The sequence below is a fragment of the Streptomyces sp. NPDC043896 genome (assembly GCF_056435605.1).
Genome location: NZ_JBWKEE010000004.1, coordinates 377,306 through 393,749, shown reverse-complemented (window position 1 = coordinate 393,749; position 16,444 = coordinate 377,306). Strand labels below are relative to the sequence as shown.

The window sequence follows — 16,444 nt, the reverse complement described above, 5'->3', positions numbered from 1 at the left end:
GGCCGCCCGGTGCGCGAGGGGCGTCGCGCGTGAGCGGACGCCCCTCGGGCCGGTGCCGCGTCCGTTCGCGGCGGGGTGGGTCAGCGCCAGGTCTGGTAGGGGCTCTTCTGGGCGTGGGTCCCGCACGGGAAGGTGCGGAGGTGGAACTGGGGACTGTCGTCCAGGCACAGTCCGGTCGCCTGGTTCTTGAACTCCACGGACCCGTCCGGGTAGCGGTGGACGAACCAGCTCTCGTCCTTGGCCTTGTCACAGGGCTGCGCCGAGGCCGTCCCGCGCGGGTGGTCGGTGAGGCAGAGGCCCGTCTTGCGGTTCCTCAGCTCCCGGGTGCCGTCGGCCCACTGGTGGACGTTCCACTTCTGGTGGTCGTTGCCCAGGCAGGTGTACGTGCGGACACCGGCGTCGCTGTCGTCCAGGCAGGCCGAGGTGGCGGCGTTGCGGAAGGTCTGGACGCTGTCGAGGGGGCCGGCTCCGGCGGTGGTGGTGGCGGTGACCGCCAGGGCGGTGGCGAGCAGGACGCCCGCCAGGAGGGTGGTACGCGTGCGCATGGTGGTTCTCCTCGGTCAGCCGGTGATGTTGACGGGGCGGTAGGCGTGGTAGCCGTCGCGGCCGCTCACGCCGTAGGAGTGCTGCTTCCAGCGCGTTCCGACGCCGCCCGCCTGCTCGTAGGACTTGTAGGCGGTGTGCGCGGCGTTGGCCCAGCCGTCGAAGATGACGACGTGGCGGTAGTCGGCGCTGTTGCTGTCGGCCTTGAGGACCAGGTCGCCGGGGGCGAGGTCCTTCATGGCGATCCGGCGCGTGAAGCCGTCCTTCTTGAGCGAGACGGTGTTGGGGCCGGGCTTGGGCAGGCCCAGGGTCATGGAGACGTAACCGGAGCAGTCCTGCCGGTAGCCGCCCTTCCAGTACTTGTTCTGGGCGTAGGGCACGGGCCGTCCGTTGTTGGCGGTCAGCCAGGACTTGGCCCGGGCGATGACCTCCGCCCGGCTGACCCGGGGGGCCGCCTCCGCGGAGACCGCGGTGAGCGTGGGGGACGACGCGGGGGACGCGGGGGCCGGCGGCGCGGTCAGCGCCAGCGAACCCAGGCAGAGGATGGTGGTCAACGTGGCCATGACCACGCGACGGGTGGTGTTCACGGACATGTCCGTTCTCCGTTTCCGGGCAGGGGAAATACGCCGTTCCGGCGCAGGTGGTGGGATCGCCGCTCACTCGACCGGGAGCGGCTGGTGCCGAGTCTGCGGGGGCTCGGCGGGGCCCCGCAACGCTGTCCCGTTTGCTTCACGCGAGTCGGGATCCCTACGCTTTTGACCTGCTGGGACATGACCATCCCGGGACAGGGGCGAGCATGGCGGACGTCGACGGGCGCACTCCCGCGCAACAACTGGGCGGGGCGCTGAAGGCCCTTCAGCAGCGGTCCGGGCGCACGCTGCGCTCCCTGGAGTCCGAGGTGATGATCAGCGACTCCTCGCTCTCCCGGTACCTGCGCGGCCGCACCGTTCCCCCGTGGAACACCGTCCGCGACCTGTGCCGGGCCCTGGAGGCGGACCCGGACGACTACCGGGCCCTGTGGGAGGCGGCGGACCGCAGCCAGCCGGGCCCCCCGGCGCCTCCCCCGGCCTCCCCCCGGTGGCGCGGCCGCTGGACGGGGGCGGTGGTGCTCGTCCTGGGCGGCCTGGTCCTCGGGGTGCTGCTCGGCCGGCTGGTCCTGGTGCCCGAGCCGCCCCCGGCGGACTCACGGCCGGCGGCGGACGGAGCACCCGCGCCGGCCCGGAACGACGAGATCCGCAACTTCGTCAACCGCTCCACGGGCAACTGCCTGGACCACAGCCTCGACCAGGGGCTGCGGGCGTTCCCGCCCAACGGCATGAGCTACCAGCGCTGGACCGTCCACCCGCTCCCCGACGGCACCAGCACGCTCAGGAACCACGCCACGGGCTCCTGCCTGGAGGGCGGCGAAGCGGGGCTGACCGCCCGCTCCTGCGGCACGTCCCCGGCCCAGAGGTGGACCGTCACGCGAGGGCAGGACGCCTCGGTCGAGGTCAGGCACCAGGCCACGGACCGCTGTCTGGACGACGGCCCCGCCGGCCTGCGCGCCCTGCCGTGCGACCGCTCGGACCGCCAGAAGTGGGGCTGAGCAGGACCCGGAACCCTCCGTCCGGAAATGATCATGCTCGGGGCGGGATCCGTTGGGGTTCGCCGCGCGCCTTCCACACTTCTCATCGGGTACACACATTCGGGGCCCGCGGAGCAGTAGCCGGCCGGTGTGGCGGGCATGGCATCACATGTGACCCTCCTCCGTGACATGCGTTACCCCACCCCGCACGAACTCGCCCTGGCCGGCCGGGCGCTGGCGGACGAGCACCCCGGCCGGGTGCGGATGCGGCAGGCCGGGGTCTCCCGGGGCGGAAGGCCGCTGTGGCTGCTCTCGGTCGACGGGCAGCGCGGCGGGCCCGGGGAGGTGCTCGTCGTCGCCGGGGCCCATGCCAACGAGCCCGTCGGCGGGGCGACGGCGCTGGACCTGGCCCGGCGGCTGGTCCGGGCCGGGGGCGGCGGGCCGGGCTGGCACTTCCTGCTCTGCGCCGACCCGGACGGCGCGGACCTGCACCGCACGCCCCGCCCGTACTCGCTGCTGGACTACCACCGCACCTTCTACCGCCCGCCCGGGCCCGAACAGCCCGAGTGGGCGCCGTCCTTACTCCCCCCGGACCGCCTCCCGCCGGAGACCCTCGCCCTCACCGCGCTCCTCGACGAGCTGCGGCCCGCGCTCCAGGTCTCCCTGCACGGCACGGACCTCGGCGGGTCCTGGGTCCAGCTGACCCGGGACGTGCCCGGCCTCGCCGAGCCCTTCGGGAAGTCGGCCGCCGAGCTGCGGATCCCGGTGGAGACCGGGGCCTCCGACGCGGCCGGCTGGGACTCCCCCGGGCCCGGGATCTTCGTGATGCCCCGGGCCGGGAGCGAGGACATCCGGCTCAGCACCTGGTGCCACCGCCACGGCGGGACCACCGCGATCGTCGAAGTGCCCATGTGGGCCTCCGACCTGGTGGACGATCCCGCCCCGCACCCGGACCCCCGCCGCGCCCTGCGCGTCCTGGCGGAGCGGCTGACCGCCGAGGCGGCTCTCGTGGCCGGGCTGCGGGAGGGGGTCCGGGGGACGGAGCCGGGCGCCGCCGCACTGCTGCGCGCGGTGGACTGGACGCTCGGGCTGATCCCGGACGTCACCGCCGGCTGGACGGCCCCCGGGGCCCCCGCCGAGGCCAGCACGGCCGCCCTGGGCAGCGTCGACGCCTTCGGGCGGCGCCTGTCGCTGCGTGCCGCCGCGATGCTGCTGCGCGTACTGCGGTCCCAGGGGCATCCGGCCGCGCCGGGCCTGGACCGCCTGGTGACGGGGTGGTGCGAGGCGTTCTCGGCCCGCTTCCGGGCCCGGTGGGTGCCGGTGGCCACGCAGGTGGAGCACCAGGCGCGGACGGTCCTGGCCGCCCACGGCTGCCTTCAGACCGGCCAGGCGTAACGCCTCTTGGGACGGCCCGTCGCGCCGAGGCGGTCGTAGAAGCGGATGGCGCCCTCGTTCCAGTCCGGGGTCTGCCACTCCACGTGCGCGAGGCCGAGGTCACGGGCGAGACCGGCCACCGCGGCCATCAGGGCGGCGCCGAGGCCGTGGCCCCGGGCGTCCTCGGCGAGGTAGAGGCAGTCCATGTGGAGGTGGCGGCGGGCGTCCCAGAACGCGAACTCCTCCGAGCAGGCGGCGTATCCGGCCACCACTCCGCCGGGGGTCTCGGCGAGCAGCACCCACAGCCGGGCGTCCTCGGCGAACAGCGCGGGGCCGAGCCGGTCGCCGAGGTCCGCGGGACGGGGGGCCGACTTCTCGTACGCGACGTGCTCGTGGATGAGCTCGGTGAGGCGCGGGAGGTCTTCGGGGCGCGCGGGGCGCACGATGCCGGTGTGATCCATGGGCAGCATCCTGCCGGGCCGCTCACCGGGGAGGAAGCCGGGCCCGGCGGGTGCCGCCGGTCAGCCGTCCGCCTCACCGGTCCGCGGCCGGACCGTGCCCAGGGTCACCGGGCCCGGCCCGGACGGCATGTGGCGCACCACGGCGGCCACGGCCTCCTCGGCCGTCGTGGTCTCGGCGTACGCGTCGCCGCCCAGGAAGCCGCGGCTGACGGTGTACCGGTCGGCGGCGTGCGTGAGCACGCAGGGCCCGACGATGGTCATGAACGGCTGGGTGGTGGTCGAGAAGCGCAGCACCCAGTGGCTGGTGAACGGGAAGAGGGCCCGCAGGACCGGCTCCGCGTACGCCGCCTCGACGAGTTCCCGGTAGCCGGGTCCGCCCTCCTCGGCCGCCTCCACCCGCATCGACTGCCACTCGGACTCGGTCAGCCGGGCCGGGTCCTGGTCCGGCACCTCGAAGCGGCCGGTCAGGCGCACGAACGGCGCGGCGTCACGGACCTCCTCCAGCGGCGCCCCGTCGTACCAGGCCCGCGCGGCCCGGGCGATCTGTGCCAGGTCGTCCGTGTCCCCGCCGACGAGCGCCATGCCGGCCGTCGATTCCTCCCCGCGGATCCGCCACCTCCGCTCGGCCGCCCACGCGCTGATGTGCAGGGGGCGGCGGATGGGGGACCCGCTGGCCACGGAGGCGTGGCCGAGCGGTTCGGAGCGCGAGGGGTCGGTCACGGGGAAGGGGAAGCCGCCCTCCTCCGCCACGGCTCGCAGGGCGGCGGCGAGGCTGCCGTGCGCCGCGACGTCGGGAAACAGCTCGGCGGGATCGGGTCGGTCGGTCACGGCCCCATTCTCCCCCCTCGGGGCGCGCCGCCCGCTCAGCTGTCCGAGAGCCGGAAGCTCATCCGCCCGAACCCCACCTGGTCGCCGGGCCGTACGACCGCCGCGCCCGTCACCCGGCGCCCGTTGACGGTGGTGCCGTTGGTCGAGCCGAGGTCCCGCAGCAGCCACACCCCGTCCCGCATGCTCAGCTCGGCGTGCGCCCGCGAGACGGTCTCGTGGCTGAGCCGCAGCCCGTTGCCCGGGTCGCGGCCGATCCTCAGCGGGCCGGCGGCCGGGTGCGGGAACAACAGCTTGGGCAGGCGCTCCACCTGCCAGGCCCGGCGCACCCCGGCGGACACGGCCGAGGCCCGTCCCACCCAGCCGAACAGGCGGCTGGTCCAGGGGGTTTCGGCGCCGAGCGGGCCCTGCCGGGACTGGAGGTCGGCGAGGAGGACGGCGAGGTCCTCGGAACGGCGGGCGACCAGCGCGAGTTCCATGCGGCGCATGAAGGTGTCGTGGGACAGCTTCCCGAGGGCCGCGCCCTCCCTCAGCTGGCCCAGGGCCCGGTCGCGCTCCGCGTCGGACAGCCGCGGGGCGGGGTAGGCGGGGAACTCGAAACTCGACGTCACAGGGTGATTGTCGGCCCGTCGGGTGCGGAGTGTCCAGAACTCCCCCGCGACGCCCGGAATGATGGGCACGATACGCATGCTGGACACCGCCGGAGACGAGGGGACCGTCCGTGCAGTTCGAGGTGTGGGCACCGCTGACAGGTCGGGTCGCCATGCGACTGAACGACACCACCTACGACATGACCCCCGATCCGGCCCCGGGCCGCTCCGGCTGGTGGGTGGCCGAGGCCCCGGCCGCCGACGGCGACCGGTACGGGTTCCGCCTCGGCGACGATCCGCTGGTGCGGCCCGACCCGCGCGGGCGGCGGCTGCCGGACGGTACGGAGGGGCTGTCGGCGGTGGTCGACTTCACCGTCCTCGCCCCGCACGTGCCGCCGCCGCACGTCCCCCTCCAGGACGCCGTCCTGTACGAGCTGCACGTGGGCACCTTCACCCCCGAGGGGACCTTCGAGGCCGCCGCCGCCCGCCTCGGGTACCTGGCCGGGCTGGGCGTCACGCACGTGGAGCTGATGCCGGTGTGCCCCTTCCCGGGCCGGCACGGCTGGGGCTACGACGGGGTGGCGCCGTGGGCGGTGCACGAGCCGTACGGGGGCCCGGCGGGCCTGGCGGCCTTCGTGGAGGCCGCGCACGCGGCCGGGCTGGGGGTGGTGCTGGACGTGGTCCTCAACCACCTCGGCCCCTCCGGCAACCACCTCCCGGCCTTCGGCCCGTACTTCACCGACACCCGCCACACGCCCTGGGGCGCGGCGGTGAACCTGGACGCTCCCGGCTCCGACGAGGTCCGCTCGTACCTGATCGGCAGTGCGCTGGCCTGGCTGCGGGACTACCGGATCGACGGGCTGCGGCTGGACGCGGTGCACGCGCTGGCCGACGGGCGGGCCCTGTCCTTCCTGGAGGAACTGTCGGCGGCCGTGGACGGGCTGGCGGCGGAGACCACCCGCCCGCTGTTCCTGATCGCCGAGTCCGACCAGTGCGACCCCCGGCTGACGACCCCGCGCGCCGCCGGGGGCCTGGGTCTGCACGCGCAGTGGAACGACGACTTCCACCACGCGCTGCACTGTGCGCTGACCGGCGAATCGCAGGGGTACTACGCCGACTTCGCGGAGGCCCCGCTCGGCGCCCTCGCCAAGACCCTGACCCGGGCGTTCTTCCACGACGGCACCTGGTCCTCCTTCCGGGGCCGCACCCACGGCCGGCCCGTGGACCGCCGCCGCACGCCCGCGCACCGCTTCCTCGGCTACACCCAGACCCACGACCAGGTCGGCAACCGGGCCCTGGGCGACCGGCTCTCCGCCACCTGCTCCCCCGGGCTGCTGGCCTGCGCGGCGACGCTGGCGCTGACCGGGCCGTTCGTGCCGATGCTGTTCATGGGCGAGGAGTGGGGCGCCGGCACGCCCTGGCGGTACTTCACCGACCACCCCGACCCGGAGCTCGCCGAGGCGGTGCGCAGCGGCCGGCGCCGGGAGTTCGCGGCGCACGGATGGAAGGCCGAAGAGGTGCCGGACCCGCAGGACCCGGCGACCCGCGACCGGTCCTGCCTCGACTGGGCCGAACCGGAGCGGGAGTCGCACGCCTGGCTGCTGGAGTGGTACCGGACCCTGATCCGGCTGCGCCGCACCCACCCGGACCTGCGCGACCCGGACCTGGCGGCGGTCCGGGTCGCCTACGACGAGGAGCGCCGCTGGCTGACGTTCCGGCGGGGCGAGGTACGGGTCGTGGCGAACCTCTCGACGGAGTCGGTGACGGTCGCCCTGGGCCGCAACGGGGTGCGGGTGCTGGCGTCCTGGGAGCCGGTGGAGCATCCGGGTCCGGACGGGCGGCTCCACGTGCCGGGCGAGTCGGCGGTGGTCCTCGGGCCGTGACGGCCGGACTGCCGGACTGCCGGACTGCCCGACGGCCGGACTGCCCGACGGCCCGACGGCCCGGCGGCCGTCCGGCCCGGCGGCCTACCCGACGACGGCCATCTCGCGGGGTGCGTTGTTCAGCCGGCGGCCGCCGTCCCCGGTGACGGTCACGATGTCCTCGATGCGGACGCCGAACCGGCCGGGCAGGTAGACGCCCGGCTCCACGGAGAAGCACATGCCGGGGACGAGGGGCTGCTCCTCGCCCTCGACCATGTACGGCGGCTCGTGGGTGGTGACGCCGATGCCGTGGCCGGTGCGGTGGACGAAGCGTTCCCCGTAGCCGGCCCCGGTGATGACGGCGCGGGCCGCCCGGTCGACGTCCTGGCAGGCGGCGCCGGGGCGGACGGCCTCGAATCCCGCCTGCTGGGCCTCGCGGACGATGTCGTGGACGCGCTGCTCCCCGGGCGTGGGCTCGCCGACGTGGACGGTGCGGGAGAGGTCGGAGCCGTAGCCGTGTTTGAGGCCGCCGAAGTCGAGGACGACCATGTCGCCGTGGCGGATGACGCGTTCGCCGGCCTCGTGGTGCGGGTCGGCGCCGTTGGGGCCGGAGCCGACGACGGTGAAGTCGACCTGGGAATGGCCGTGCACGCGCAGCAGCCCGGCCAGGTCGGCGGCGACCTCGCTCTCGGTGCGGCCGGCGAAGGGGACGTGCAGGATCTGCGCGTAGGCGGCGTCGGCTGCGGCTCCGGCGGCCGCGAGGCGGGCGAGTTCCCGTTCGTCCTTGACGGCGCGGAGCATGGGCAGGGCGTCGGTGAGGGCAGCGTAGGAGGTGCCCGGCAACTCCCTCTGCAGGCCCAGCAGGTGGAGCGCCCAGGTGTTGTCGCTGACGCCGAAGCGGCCGCTGACGTCGAGGAGCGGCGCGGTGATCCGGTACGGGTCCTTGCCGTCGGTCCAGTCGCGCAGGGTCAGCGCGTCCGCTCCGGGCGCCTTCGCCGCGTCGGGGGCCTCCAGGGCGGGGACGACCAGCACCGGGTCCTGGCCGGCGGCGAGGACGAGCAGGGTGAGCCGCTCGGTCTCGGCGGTCGGGCGGTAGCCGGTGAGGTGCACGAGGTCGGGGCCGGGTGCGATGAGCAGCCCGGCGAGTCCGGCGTCGGCGGCGCTCTGCGCGGCGGCGGCCATCCGGGCGGCGTAGTCGGCGGTGGTGAAGGCCTCGGGTTCGGGGTGGGCCGGGTCAGGAGCCGTCGGTGTGGTGGTCATACGGGGATCCTGCCGTGAGGCGTGCGGCGAGGGCGGCGGCCGAGCCGGACAGGCTCGCGGGCGCGAGGAGTTCCGTACGGTGGGCCAGGCGCGGTGCGGCGAGCGGTACGGCGACCCCCGCGCGGGCGGCCTCGGCGACCGGGCGGGGCAGCAGCACGAGGCCGTGTCCGGCTGCGGCGAGGGCGCACAGGGCGTGCAGGTCGGTGCCGTCGTAGCGCAGGGCGCGGCGTCCGGTGGTGAGCGGCAGCCCCGCGTCCGGGGCGTCGAGCCACCGCGCGTCGGCGAGGTCGTCGAGCCGGACGGAGTCCCGGGTGGCGAAGGGGTGCCCGGCGGGGAAGAGGACGGCGAGCTCCTCCTCGCCGATGCCGGTGACCCGCAGCGGGGCCACGTCGGGCAGCCGCAGCGGGTCGCTCGGGGCGGCGAGCCCGTCCACGAGCCCGAGGTCGCAGCCCCCGGCGGCGACGGCGGCCGGCACCCGTGCCGGGGGCAGGACGCGCAGGGTGACGCCGGTGGCGGGCAGGGCGGCGAGCAGCGCCGGGCGGGCGGCGGCGAGCGGGGAGGCGGCGAGGGTGATCCGGCCGGGCGGGGCGGCGGCGAGCCGCAGCACGTCGGCGCGGGCCGCGTCGAGCCGCAGCAGCAGCGGCCGGGCGTGCTCCAGCAGCAGGGCCCCGGCCGGGGTGGGGGCGACGGGCCGCCGGGTGAGCAGCTCGGTGCGCAGGTCGGCCTCCAGGGCGGCGACGTGCTGGGAGACGGCGGACTGGGTGTAGCCGAGTTCGCGTGCGGCGGCGGAGAAGGAGCCGAAGCGGGCGACGGCGGTGAAGGTGCGCAGCAGATGGGGGTCCATGGCCGCAGCATGCCATCGCCGCCCATCAGCGCTGCTTATCGACCGTCCGGGAACAATCGTTGGCGCTGAAGCGGGACCGGGTCGCAGGATGATCCGCATGACCACCGCACAGGCGCCTCACGCCGCGTCCGCCGCACCGATGACCGTCGCCCGGATCGCCCTCGTCGGCGACCGCTCCCCGCACGTGGAGTCCCACACCCGGATCCCGCTCCTGCTCGACGCGCTGGCCGCGCGCGAGGGGCTGGTGCTGGACGCCTGCTGGATCCCGACCGCCGGGGCGGAGGCGGAGGCCGCGGCGGGGACCCTGGCCGGGTTCGACGCCGTGTGGGTGGTGCCGGGCAGCCCGTACGCCAGTGAGGCGGGGGCGCTGGCCGCGGTCCGGGTGGCCCGGGAGGAGGGCATCCCCTTCCTCGGGACCTGCGGCGGCTTCCAGCACGCCCTGCTGGAGTACGCGCGCGGGGTCTGCGGGCTGGCGGGGGCCGCGCACGCCGAGAACGATCCCGGGGCGCCGGATCCCCTGATCGCCCCGCTGGCCTGTTCGCTGGCCGGGCACGAGGCGGTCGTACGGGCCGAACCGGGATCGCTGGCCGAGGCGGCGCTCGGGGCGGAGCGGTCGACCGAGCGCTACCACTGCCACTACGGTCCCGTGCCCCGGCACCTCCCGGTGCTCGCCGCGCACGGGCTGCGGCTGTCGGGGCACGACGAGGACGGCGCGGTGCGGATGGCGGAGCTGCCGGGGCACCCGTTCTTCCTGGCCACGCTCTTCCAGCCGGAGCTGGCGGGGGACGGCTCGCGGCCGCATCCGGTGATCCGGGCGCTCGCCGCGGCGGCGGTCGCCCGCGCGGCGCGGCGCGCGGAGGGGGCGCGTCCGGCCGGGGCCCGGGCCGCCGGATAACCCGTCGCGGGAGCACCCCGCGGATCGGCTATGCTGTGCATGCACAACGAACGGGCGGTCCGCCGCCCTTCGCGGTGGGTGTAGCTCAGCTGGTAGAGCACCTGGTTGTGGTCCAGGTGGCCGCGGGTTCAAGTCCCGTCACTCACCCTGTCGGTCCCGTAGGGGGTACGAGGTTCGCCTCGTACCCCCTACGGGCTTTTCCGGGTCCGGGCCGGTCCGGGTCAGCCGCGCAGGAAGGCCTCCACCTCCGTGGCGAAGGCCACCGGGGTCTCGTGGGGCGGGTAGTGGCCGGCGCCGGGGATCGTGACGATTCTGCAGTTCGGGTACGCGGCCTGCCAGGTGGCCCGCATCACCTCGGCCGTCAGGGCCAGGTCGTACTCGCCCACCAGGACGAGCACCGGCACGGTGCTGCCCTTGATCGCGGGGAACAGGTCGCGGGGCTGCCAGTCGGCGAGGTAGCCGGCGAAGGCCTCGGGGCGGGACACGTCGAGGGAGTGGCCGACCATGCGCTCCAGCCAGTGGCGACTCGCCCGGTGGCCGGTGACCAGGTCGAGGATGGTCCGCCGCTTGCCGGGGTCCTCGGCGGCGCCGTGGAAGAGGGCGTGGGTCGCCTCGTCCATCGCGTACGGCCCGGCGGGGACGGGGGTGAGCCCGATCAGCTTCTCGACGCGCTCGGGTGCGCGGGCCAGCACCTGCTGGGCGGCCTTGCCGCCCATGGAGTGGCCGAGCAGGGAGAAGGTGTCCCAGCCGAGCTCGTCGGCGAGCGCGAGGACGTCGTCGGCGATCTCGGGGAGGCTGTAGCGGCCGGGGACGTCCCGGCGGTCGCCGTAGCCGCGGTAGTCGAGGAAGGCGTACGAGAACCCCTGCGGGTCCAGGTAGTCGAGCACGGAGCCCCAGTTGGCGGAGGTCCCGAACCAGTCGTGCAGCACGATGACGCGGACGGGTCCGGTGCCGGTCCGGCGATGGGCGATGGCCATGCGTTCTCCCTCGGTGACGGGGGTGGCGGAAAGCGACGCCGTACGTTCTGCCCAGCCCGCGTACGATCACACCGCCATCACCGGCCACGTCAGGCCACGGTGTACTCCGTGTCCCCGAAGTCGGCCACCACCCGCAGACGGCCGCCGAGCGCCTCCACGCAGGAGCGCAGGGTCGCCCCCTCCGTCCGGCCGGTCTCGCCGTTCTCGATGGCGGACACCCGGGGAGCCGGGACACCCATGGTCTCCGCGACGTCCCTCTGGGTCAGGGCCTGCTCCTGACGGATCTCCGCCGGCCGGCAGGCGCGCACCCCGGCCATGAGCCGGTCCATGGCGGCCCGCTTCTCGGCCGGGGACCGCACGGGCAGGCCCGCGGCCGCCCGGCGCTCGCGCACCTGCCGCTTGGCCTCCTCCCCACCGACACCGCTCATTCGTACTCCCGCGCCCGCGAAGTCAACGCAGGCATTGACTTCGCGGGCGCGGGAACGAGCTGTTTCACCCGTACGGGAACGCCACTCAGACGGTCTTGATCGCCGGGTCGGAGACGCTCGGCGCGCCCGTCTCCACGTGCCCCGCGAAGCGGCGCAGGAAGGTGGTGTCGGCGTCCGAGACCACGGAGACGTCGTACCAGCGGCCCGAGGCGCGCAGGTCGACGGTGTGGGAGACCGTGGCGCCCGGGTTGACCCTGAAGGTCTGGGCGGCGCCGCCGTAGGCGTTGGTCACCGTGAGGTTCACCGCGGCGGTGCCGCCGTTGACCATGGTCAGGGCCAGGTTGCCGGTGGCGTCCGCGTGACGGGCCGTGACCTCGGGGCCGGCCTTCTTCGCCGGGCCCTTCCAGGTGCGCAGGAAGCCGTTGGGGCCCCATACCGTGAGGTCGATCCTGTTGCCGGTGGAGCCGCTGGTGCTCCAGGTGTCCGAGAGGGTCTTGCCCGCCTCGACCGTGTAGGGCCAGGGGCCGTCCGTCCGGTTGCCCGAGGTGCTGTGGAAGTGGGCGCCGAGCTTCGGACCGGAGGAGAAGGTCAGCGTGAACTTGCCCGTGGAGACGGTGCGGGCGCCGTCGACGTACGGGCTGTAGCCCAGCGCGCGGGCGGGCTTGGAGCCGGCCTCCTGGCGGGGCAGGGTGCCCGTCGCCGGCACGGCCGGGGTGTAGGAGGGGTGGCGGTTCTTGTCCGGCGGGACGTATCCGGCCGTGGAGGGCAGCGCGGCGGGCGCGGCGTCGGCCTGGGTGAAGTCGAAGGCCGAGGTCAGGTCGCCGCACACGGCACGGCGCCACGGCGAGATGTTGGGCTCCTGCACCCCGAAGCGCTTCTCCATGAAGCGGATCACCGAGGTGTGGTCGAAGGTCTCGGAGCAGACGTAGCCGCCCTTGCTCCACGGGGAGACCACGATCATCGGGACGCGCGGGCCCAGCCCGTACGGTCCGGCCGCGTACCCGGAGACGCCCCCGGTGTACAGGTCGCCGGTGACGCTCGCCGTCGACAGCCCCCAGGCGGAGGAGGCCGGCGGGTACGGCGGGACGACGTGGTCGAAGAAGCCGTCGTTCTCGTCGTACGTGATGAACAGGGCGGTCTTCGCCCACACGGCCGGGTTCGCGGTCAGCGCGTCCAGGACCTGGGAGATGTACCAGGCGCCGAAGTTGGTCGGCCAGTTGGAGTGCTCGCTGAAGGCCTCGGGGGCGGCGATCCAGGAGACCTGCGGCAGGGTGCCGTTCACCACGTCCGCGCGCAGCCGGTCGAAGTAGCCCTCGCCCGCCTTGACGTTCGTGCCCGTACGGGCCTTCTCGTACAGGGGGCTGCCGGGCTGGGCGTTGCGGTAGGCGTTGAAGTACAGCAGCGAGTTGTCGCCGTAGTTGCCGCGGAAGGCGTCGTTGATCCAGCCCCAGTGACCGGCCGCGTCCAGGCCGTCGCCGATGTCCTGGTAGACCTTCCAGGAGATCCCGGCCGCCTCCAGGCGCTCCGGGTAGGTCTTCCAGCCGTAGCCGAGCTCCTGGTTGCCGAGGACCGGGCCGCCGCCCGTGCCGTCGTTGCCGGTGTACCCCGTCCACATGTAGTAGCGGTTGGGGTCGGTGGCGCCGATGAAGGAGCAGTGGTACGCGTCGCACACCGTGAAGGCGTCGGCGAGCGCGTAGTGGAACGGGATGTCGTTCCGCGTCATGTACGACATGGTCGTGGCCGTCTTGGCCGGGACCCACTTGTCGTACTTGCCCTTGTTGTAGGCCTGCTGGCCGCCGGCCCAGTCGTGGTTCAGGCCCGTCAGGAACTGCATCCCGAGGTCCTCCACCTGCGGGTGGAAGGGCAGGATGTCCTTCGTGCCGTTCGACTGGTGGAAGACCGACTTGCCGTTGTCCTGGATGACCGGCCGCGGGTCACCGAAGCCCCGGACACCCTTCATCGCACCGAAGTAGTGGTCGAAGGAACGATTCTCCTGCATCAGGACGACGATGTGCTCGACGTCCTGGATCGTGCCGGTGGTGCCCTGCGCCGAGATGGCGGCGGCCCGCGCGATGCTCTCGTTGAGCATCGCGACGGCGGCCGTGCCGCCGGCGATCTGCAGGAACCTGCGGCGGTTGAGTTCAGCCATGGGTGACGACCTCTAGGGGGGTGAGGGGGGATCGAGGGGCGCCCCAAGAACAGCGGTCCCGGGGTACCGGCCGGAGATCCCCGTCTGACGTCGGGCCGTACAGCGGGCGAACGGAAGCCCGCGGGGGTGCCTTGCGGACGGAACTCCCGGACGGCCCCGTTATCTGCTGGAATGGCCTCCACACACTGCAACGGGGGGCGCAGAACGGATGGCGGGGGACGTGAGGGGGCGCACCGTGCGCTCCGCTGCCGGTACGGTACGGGCAACCACGCCCCGCACGACAGACCCTGACGGCACGTCAGTACGGGTCGGTGCGTCGTCGAGGCCGGGGGCCGGCCGGGCGGGGGGCCGGGCGTGAACCTCCCCCAGCTGCACTACGCGGGCGGCCCCGAGGGCTCCGGCTTCACCTCCGTCACCCCGGGGGTGAGCGGGGAGCTGCTGCGCGAGGCGGAGCCGCTCCTGCGGTACGAGCCGCCGCTTCGGGCCCCGTCGGCCGGGTTCCCCGAGGCGCTGTCGCTGAGCCTGCTCGCCGACGGGAGCCGCCTGCTGGCCCGTGCCGTGCACACCGGCGCCGGCTTCGACTTCGACACGGGCTACGGCTCCGGGGCCGCCGCGGGGGCCGGCTTCCACGCGCACGCCGTGCACCTGCCCGGGCCCGGCGGGGACGGACAGGCAGCCGGGGCGCTGCCCGTCACCGCCTGGGGCTCCGCGCAGTGGGAGGAGCGGACCCCGGCGGGCGGGCCGCCCCCGCCCCTGGAGCGGATACCCGTGCCCGGGCGGCACGACCGGGCGGCGCTGGCCGCCTTCGTCGCCGCCCGGGGGCCGTGGCTCGCCGGGTTCTTCGCCGATGTGCGGCGGGCCGTGGAGGAGCCGGACGCCCCGCGCGTCCTGCTGGTGGAGGAGGACAGCGCGGCCGTCGCCCGCTGGGTGATGCTGGCGTGCGGGGTACTGCCGCGCGAGCGGGGACAGGGGCTGACCTTCACCACGTACGCCCGGCGGCCGCTGCTGGCCCCGCACCGGCTGGTGGGGGTGCTGCCCGGGGAGGAGCCGGCGGAGCCGGGGCACTGGCGGGCGTACGGGGCCCCGGGCGCCGCCGTGCCGGGCGAGTGCGGGGACCTGTGGGCGCGGACGGCCTCGGCGGTGTGGCTGGCGGAGCGGCCCGAGCTGTTCGCGCGGGTGCGCCGGCTGTCCGCGCCGCCCTACGCGGCGGGCCCGCTGGCCTCGCTGGCGCTGGCCGCCGGGATACCGCTGGAGGAGGCGGCCCGGGAGGCGGCTGCCGCATGGGAAGCCCCCGCCGGAAGGGCCACCGCGCCGGAGCCCGTACGGCCCACGCCGGAGCCCGTACGCCACACGCCGGAAGCCGTGCGCCACCCCGTGCCCGCGGCCGAGCCGTCCGGCGGGGAGCCGCTGCCTGAGGTGGCCCGGCGGCTGGCGTTCGCGCTGTTCGCCGACCCGGACCGGGCGTACGGGCCGCAGGAGCGGGAGTCGCTGGAGCGGCTGCCGGTGCTGCGGGCCCTCGTACTCGACCGGCTGGACGCGCTCGCGGCGGGCGACCCCGCCGCCGGGGCCCGGCTGTTCGAACGGTCCGGGCTGCGGCTGGGGGCGGCGGAGGCGCTGCCGCACCTGCGGATGTGCGCCCGCGCCGCGGAGGCCGTCCGCAGCCACCCGGACCGGGTCGTCGCGCTGGACGCCCTGCTGCGCGAGTCCGGGGTCTCCCTGTACGCCGAACCGCTGGTGCTGCGCACCGGGATGCTGCTGGTCTGGGACGGGCTGCCGCCGGAGGCGGACGAGGCCGGGCTGCTGCTGGCGACGACCGGGGCCGCCGTGCACCGGGACGCCGGCACCTGGGAGCCGCTCACGCAGGCCGCCGTACGGGCCCCCGCCGGGGACGGGGCGGCGGCGGACCTCGCGCCGGAGCTGCTGCGGCACTTCGGGCCGGAGCTGCCGGAACGGACGCGTCCGGCGCTGCTGCTGTGGGAGCTGGTCCGCGACCTGCGCGCGGGCGGCGACCCGGCCGACGCCGTCCGGCGGGCCCTGGATCTGGCGGCCGCGGCCCCGGAACCGGAACCGGGCGCGCGGGAGGCCGCGTACGCGGCGGTGGCCGGGCGGCTGCTCGCGCCGGACGGGCCCGGGGAGGCGGGGCTGCGCGCCCTGGCCGGCAGCGAGGACCCCGCCCTGCTGGCCGCGTACCGGCAGGCGGCCCGCTCCGCCCCCGTGACGGAACTGCTGCGCCACGACGCGCGCTACCTCGCCGGCTGCTACGCCGCCTGGTCGGCGCAGCCGCAGGCGGGCCCCCTGTGGCGGGAGACCCGTACCGAGCTCCTCGAAGGGATGCTGCGCCCGCTGCTGCGGGAGCTGCCGGCCGCCCACCTGGCCGCCGCGGGCCGGGAGCTGGCCCGGCGGGACGGGGACCTGGCGCGGGAGTTCCGTGCCTGGGGGCGCCCGTCCCCCCTCGCCCGGCTGCGCACCGCCGTCCAGGGGCTCAGCCCGCGAGCAGGGCGCTGATCTGCTGGGCGAGCGCGAGGCCGCCGCTGCCCGCGGCCGGGCCGGGCGGCCGCGTCGTCCTCCTCCCGCCCGATGCCGCACAACACGGCCTCGAACGCCGGGGCCGGCGTCGGGACCGGCGCGCCGGGCGGCGACTCGTCCCCGAACGCCCGCGGGGCCGGGGTCCG

General features: G+C 75.4%; 15 protein-coding genes and 1 tRNA gene. 6 read left to right on the top strand and 10 right to left on the bottom strand.

Going from position 1 to position 16,444, the window contains the following annotated elements; translation table 11 throughout:
• Positions 1–80: 80 nt before the first annotated feature.
• Together AC069X_RS08180 and AC069X_RS08175 are read right to left on the bottom strand one after the other, a co-directional pair.
• The gene (locus tag AC069X_RS08180; RefSeq protein WP_478726315.1) at positions 81–545 is read right to left on the bottom strand and encodes an RICIN domain-containing protein; all 465 of its coding nucleotides are present in this window, start codon (positions 543–545) and stop codon (positions 81–83) included.
• A gap of 15 nt (positions 546–560) precedes the next feature.
• Complete coding sequence (locus tag AC069X_RS08175) at positions 561–1,136, bottom strand: hypothetical protein (protein WP_478726313.1); 576 nt, start codon at positions 1,134–1,136, stop codon at positions 561–563.
• A 203-nt stretch (positions 1,137–1,339) separates the two neighbouring features.
• Between AC069X_RS08175 and AC069X_RS08170 the strand changes: the two genes are divergently transcribed.
• Both AC069X_RS08170 and AC069X_RS08165 read left to right on the top strand, forming a co-directional pair.
• Positions 1,340–2,128, top strand: a complete 789-nt coding sequence (locus AC069X_RS08170) for an RICIN domain-containing protein (protein ID WP_478726311.1) — start codon at positions 1,340–1,342, stop codon at positions 2,126–2,128.
• 168 nt (positions 2,129–2,296) lie between these two features.
• Positions 2,297–3,502: a M14 family zinc carboxypeptidase gene (locus AC069X_RS08165; protein WP_478726309.1), complete on the top strand. Its 1,206-nt coding sequence runs from the start codon at positions 2,297–2,299 to the stop codon at positions 3,500–3,502.
• On the opposite strand, the gene AC069X_RS08160 is transcribed toward AC069X_RS08165, so the two are convergent.
• The 3 genes from AC069X_RS08160 to AC069X_RS08150 are packed head-to-tail and all read right to left on the bottom strand — an operon-like array spanning position 3,484 to position 5,378.
• Positions 3,484–3,942: an N-acetyltransferase family protein gene (locus tag AC069X_RS08160; protein WP_478726307.1), complete on the bottom strand. Its 459-nt coding sequence runs from the start codon at positions 3,940–3,942 to the stop codon at positions 3,484–3,486. The genes AC069X_RS08165 and AC069X_RS08160 overlap by 19 nt on opposite strands.
• Before the next feature lie 60 nt (positions 3,943–4,002).
• Positions 4,003–4,770 carry a DUF6193 family natural product biosynthesis protein gene (locus tag AC069X_RS08155; protein ID WP_478726305.1) on the bottom strand — a complete coding sequence of 256 codons (768 nt, stop codon included), beginning with the start codon at positions 4,768–4,770 and terminating at the stop codon, positions 4,003–4,005.
• Between the two features lie 35 nt (positions 4,771–4,805).
• Positions 4,806–5,378 carry an FHA domain-containing protein gene (locus tag AC069X_RS08150; RefSeq protein ID WP_478726303.1) on the bottom strand — a complete coding sequence of 191 codons (573 nt, stop codon included), beginning with the start codon at positions 5,376–5,378 and terminating at the stop codon, positions 4,806–4,808.
• Positions 5,379–5,530: 152 nt separating this feature from the next.
• On the opposite strand from AC069X_RS08150, the gene treZ reads away from it, so the two are divergent.
• Complete coding sequence (gene treZ, locus AC069X_RS08145) at positions 5,531–7,240, top strand: malto-oligosyltrehalose trehalohydrolase (protein ID WP_478726301.1); 1,710 nt, start codon at positions 5,531–5,533, stop codon at positions 7,238–7,240.
• An 84-nt stretch (positions 7,241–7,324) separates the two neighbouring features.
• Here treZ and AC069X_RS08140 read toward each other — a convergent pair whose 3' ends face one another.
• Both AC069X_RS08140 and AC069X_RS08135 read right to left on the bottom strand, forming a co-directional pair.
• Positions 7,325–8,479, bottom strand: a complete 1,155-nt coding sequence (locus tag AC069X_RS08140) for a M24 family metallopeptidase (RefSeq protein ID WP_478726300.1) — start codon at positions 8,477–8,479, stop codon at positions 7,325–7,327.
• A complete protein-coding gene (locus tag AC069X_RS08135; RefSeq protein ID WP_478726298.1) occupies positions 8,454–9,323 on the bottom strand; it encodes a LysR family transcriptional regulator in 870 nt (289 codons plus the stop codon). Before AC069X_RS08135 ends, AC069X_RS08140 begins: the two co-directional genes overlap by 26 nt.
• 139 nt (positions 9,324–9,462) lie before the next feature.
• Here AC069X_RS08135 and AC069X_RS08130 point away from each other — a divergent pair, with 139 nt between their 5' ends.
• Both AC069X_RS08130 and AC069X_RS08125 read left to right on the top strand, forming a co-directional pair.
• Positions 9,463–10,218, top strand: a complete 756-nt coding sequence (locus AC069X_RS08130) for a CTP synthase C-terminal region-related (seleno)protein (RefSeq protein ID WP_478726381.1) — start codon at positions 9,463–9,465, stop codon at positions 10,216–10,218.
• Between the two features lie 74 nt (positions 10,219–10,292).
• Positions 10,293–10,365 (top strand) — tRNA-His (locus tag AC069X_RS08125).
• Positions 10,366–10,439: 74 nt separating this feature from the next.
• On the opposite strand, the gene AC069X_RS08120 is transcribed toward AC069X_RS08125, so the two are convergent.
• The 3 genes from AC069X_RS08120 to AC069X_RS08110 form a co-directional block, all read right to left on the bottom strand.
• Positions 10,440–11,195 (bottom strand): alpha/beta fold hydrolase, encoded by a 756-nt coding sequence (locus AC069X_RS08120; RefSeq protein ID WP_478726296.1) that lies wholly within the window; start codon positions 11,193–11,195, stop codon positions 10,440–10,442.
• Positions 11,196–11,284: 89 nt separating this feature from the next.
• Positions 11,285–11,623 (bottom strand): XRE family transcriptional regulator, encoded by a 339-nt coding sequence (locus AC069X_RS08115; RefSeq protein WP_478726294.1) that lies wholly within the window; start codon positions 11,621–11,623, stop codon positions 11,285–11,287.
• 85 nt (positions 11,624–11,708) lie between these two features.
• Entirely contained in the window at positions 11,709–13,772 is a 2,064-nt protein-coding gene (locus AC069X_RS08110) for a phosphocholine-specific phospholipase C (RefSeq protein WP_478726292.1), read from the bottom strand.
• Positions 13,773–14,126: 354 nt separating this feature from the next.
• Between AC069X_RS08110 and AC069X_RS08105 the strand changes: the two genes are divergently transcribed.
• Positions 14,127–16,277, top strand: a complete 2,151-nt coding sequence (locus AC069X_RS08105; protein ID WP_478726290.1) for a GTPase-associated protein 1-related protein — start codon at positions 14,127–14,129, stop codon at positions 16,275–16,277.
• Positions 16,278–16,444 lie beyond the last annotated feature (167 nt).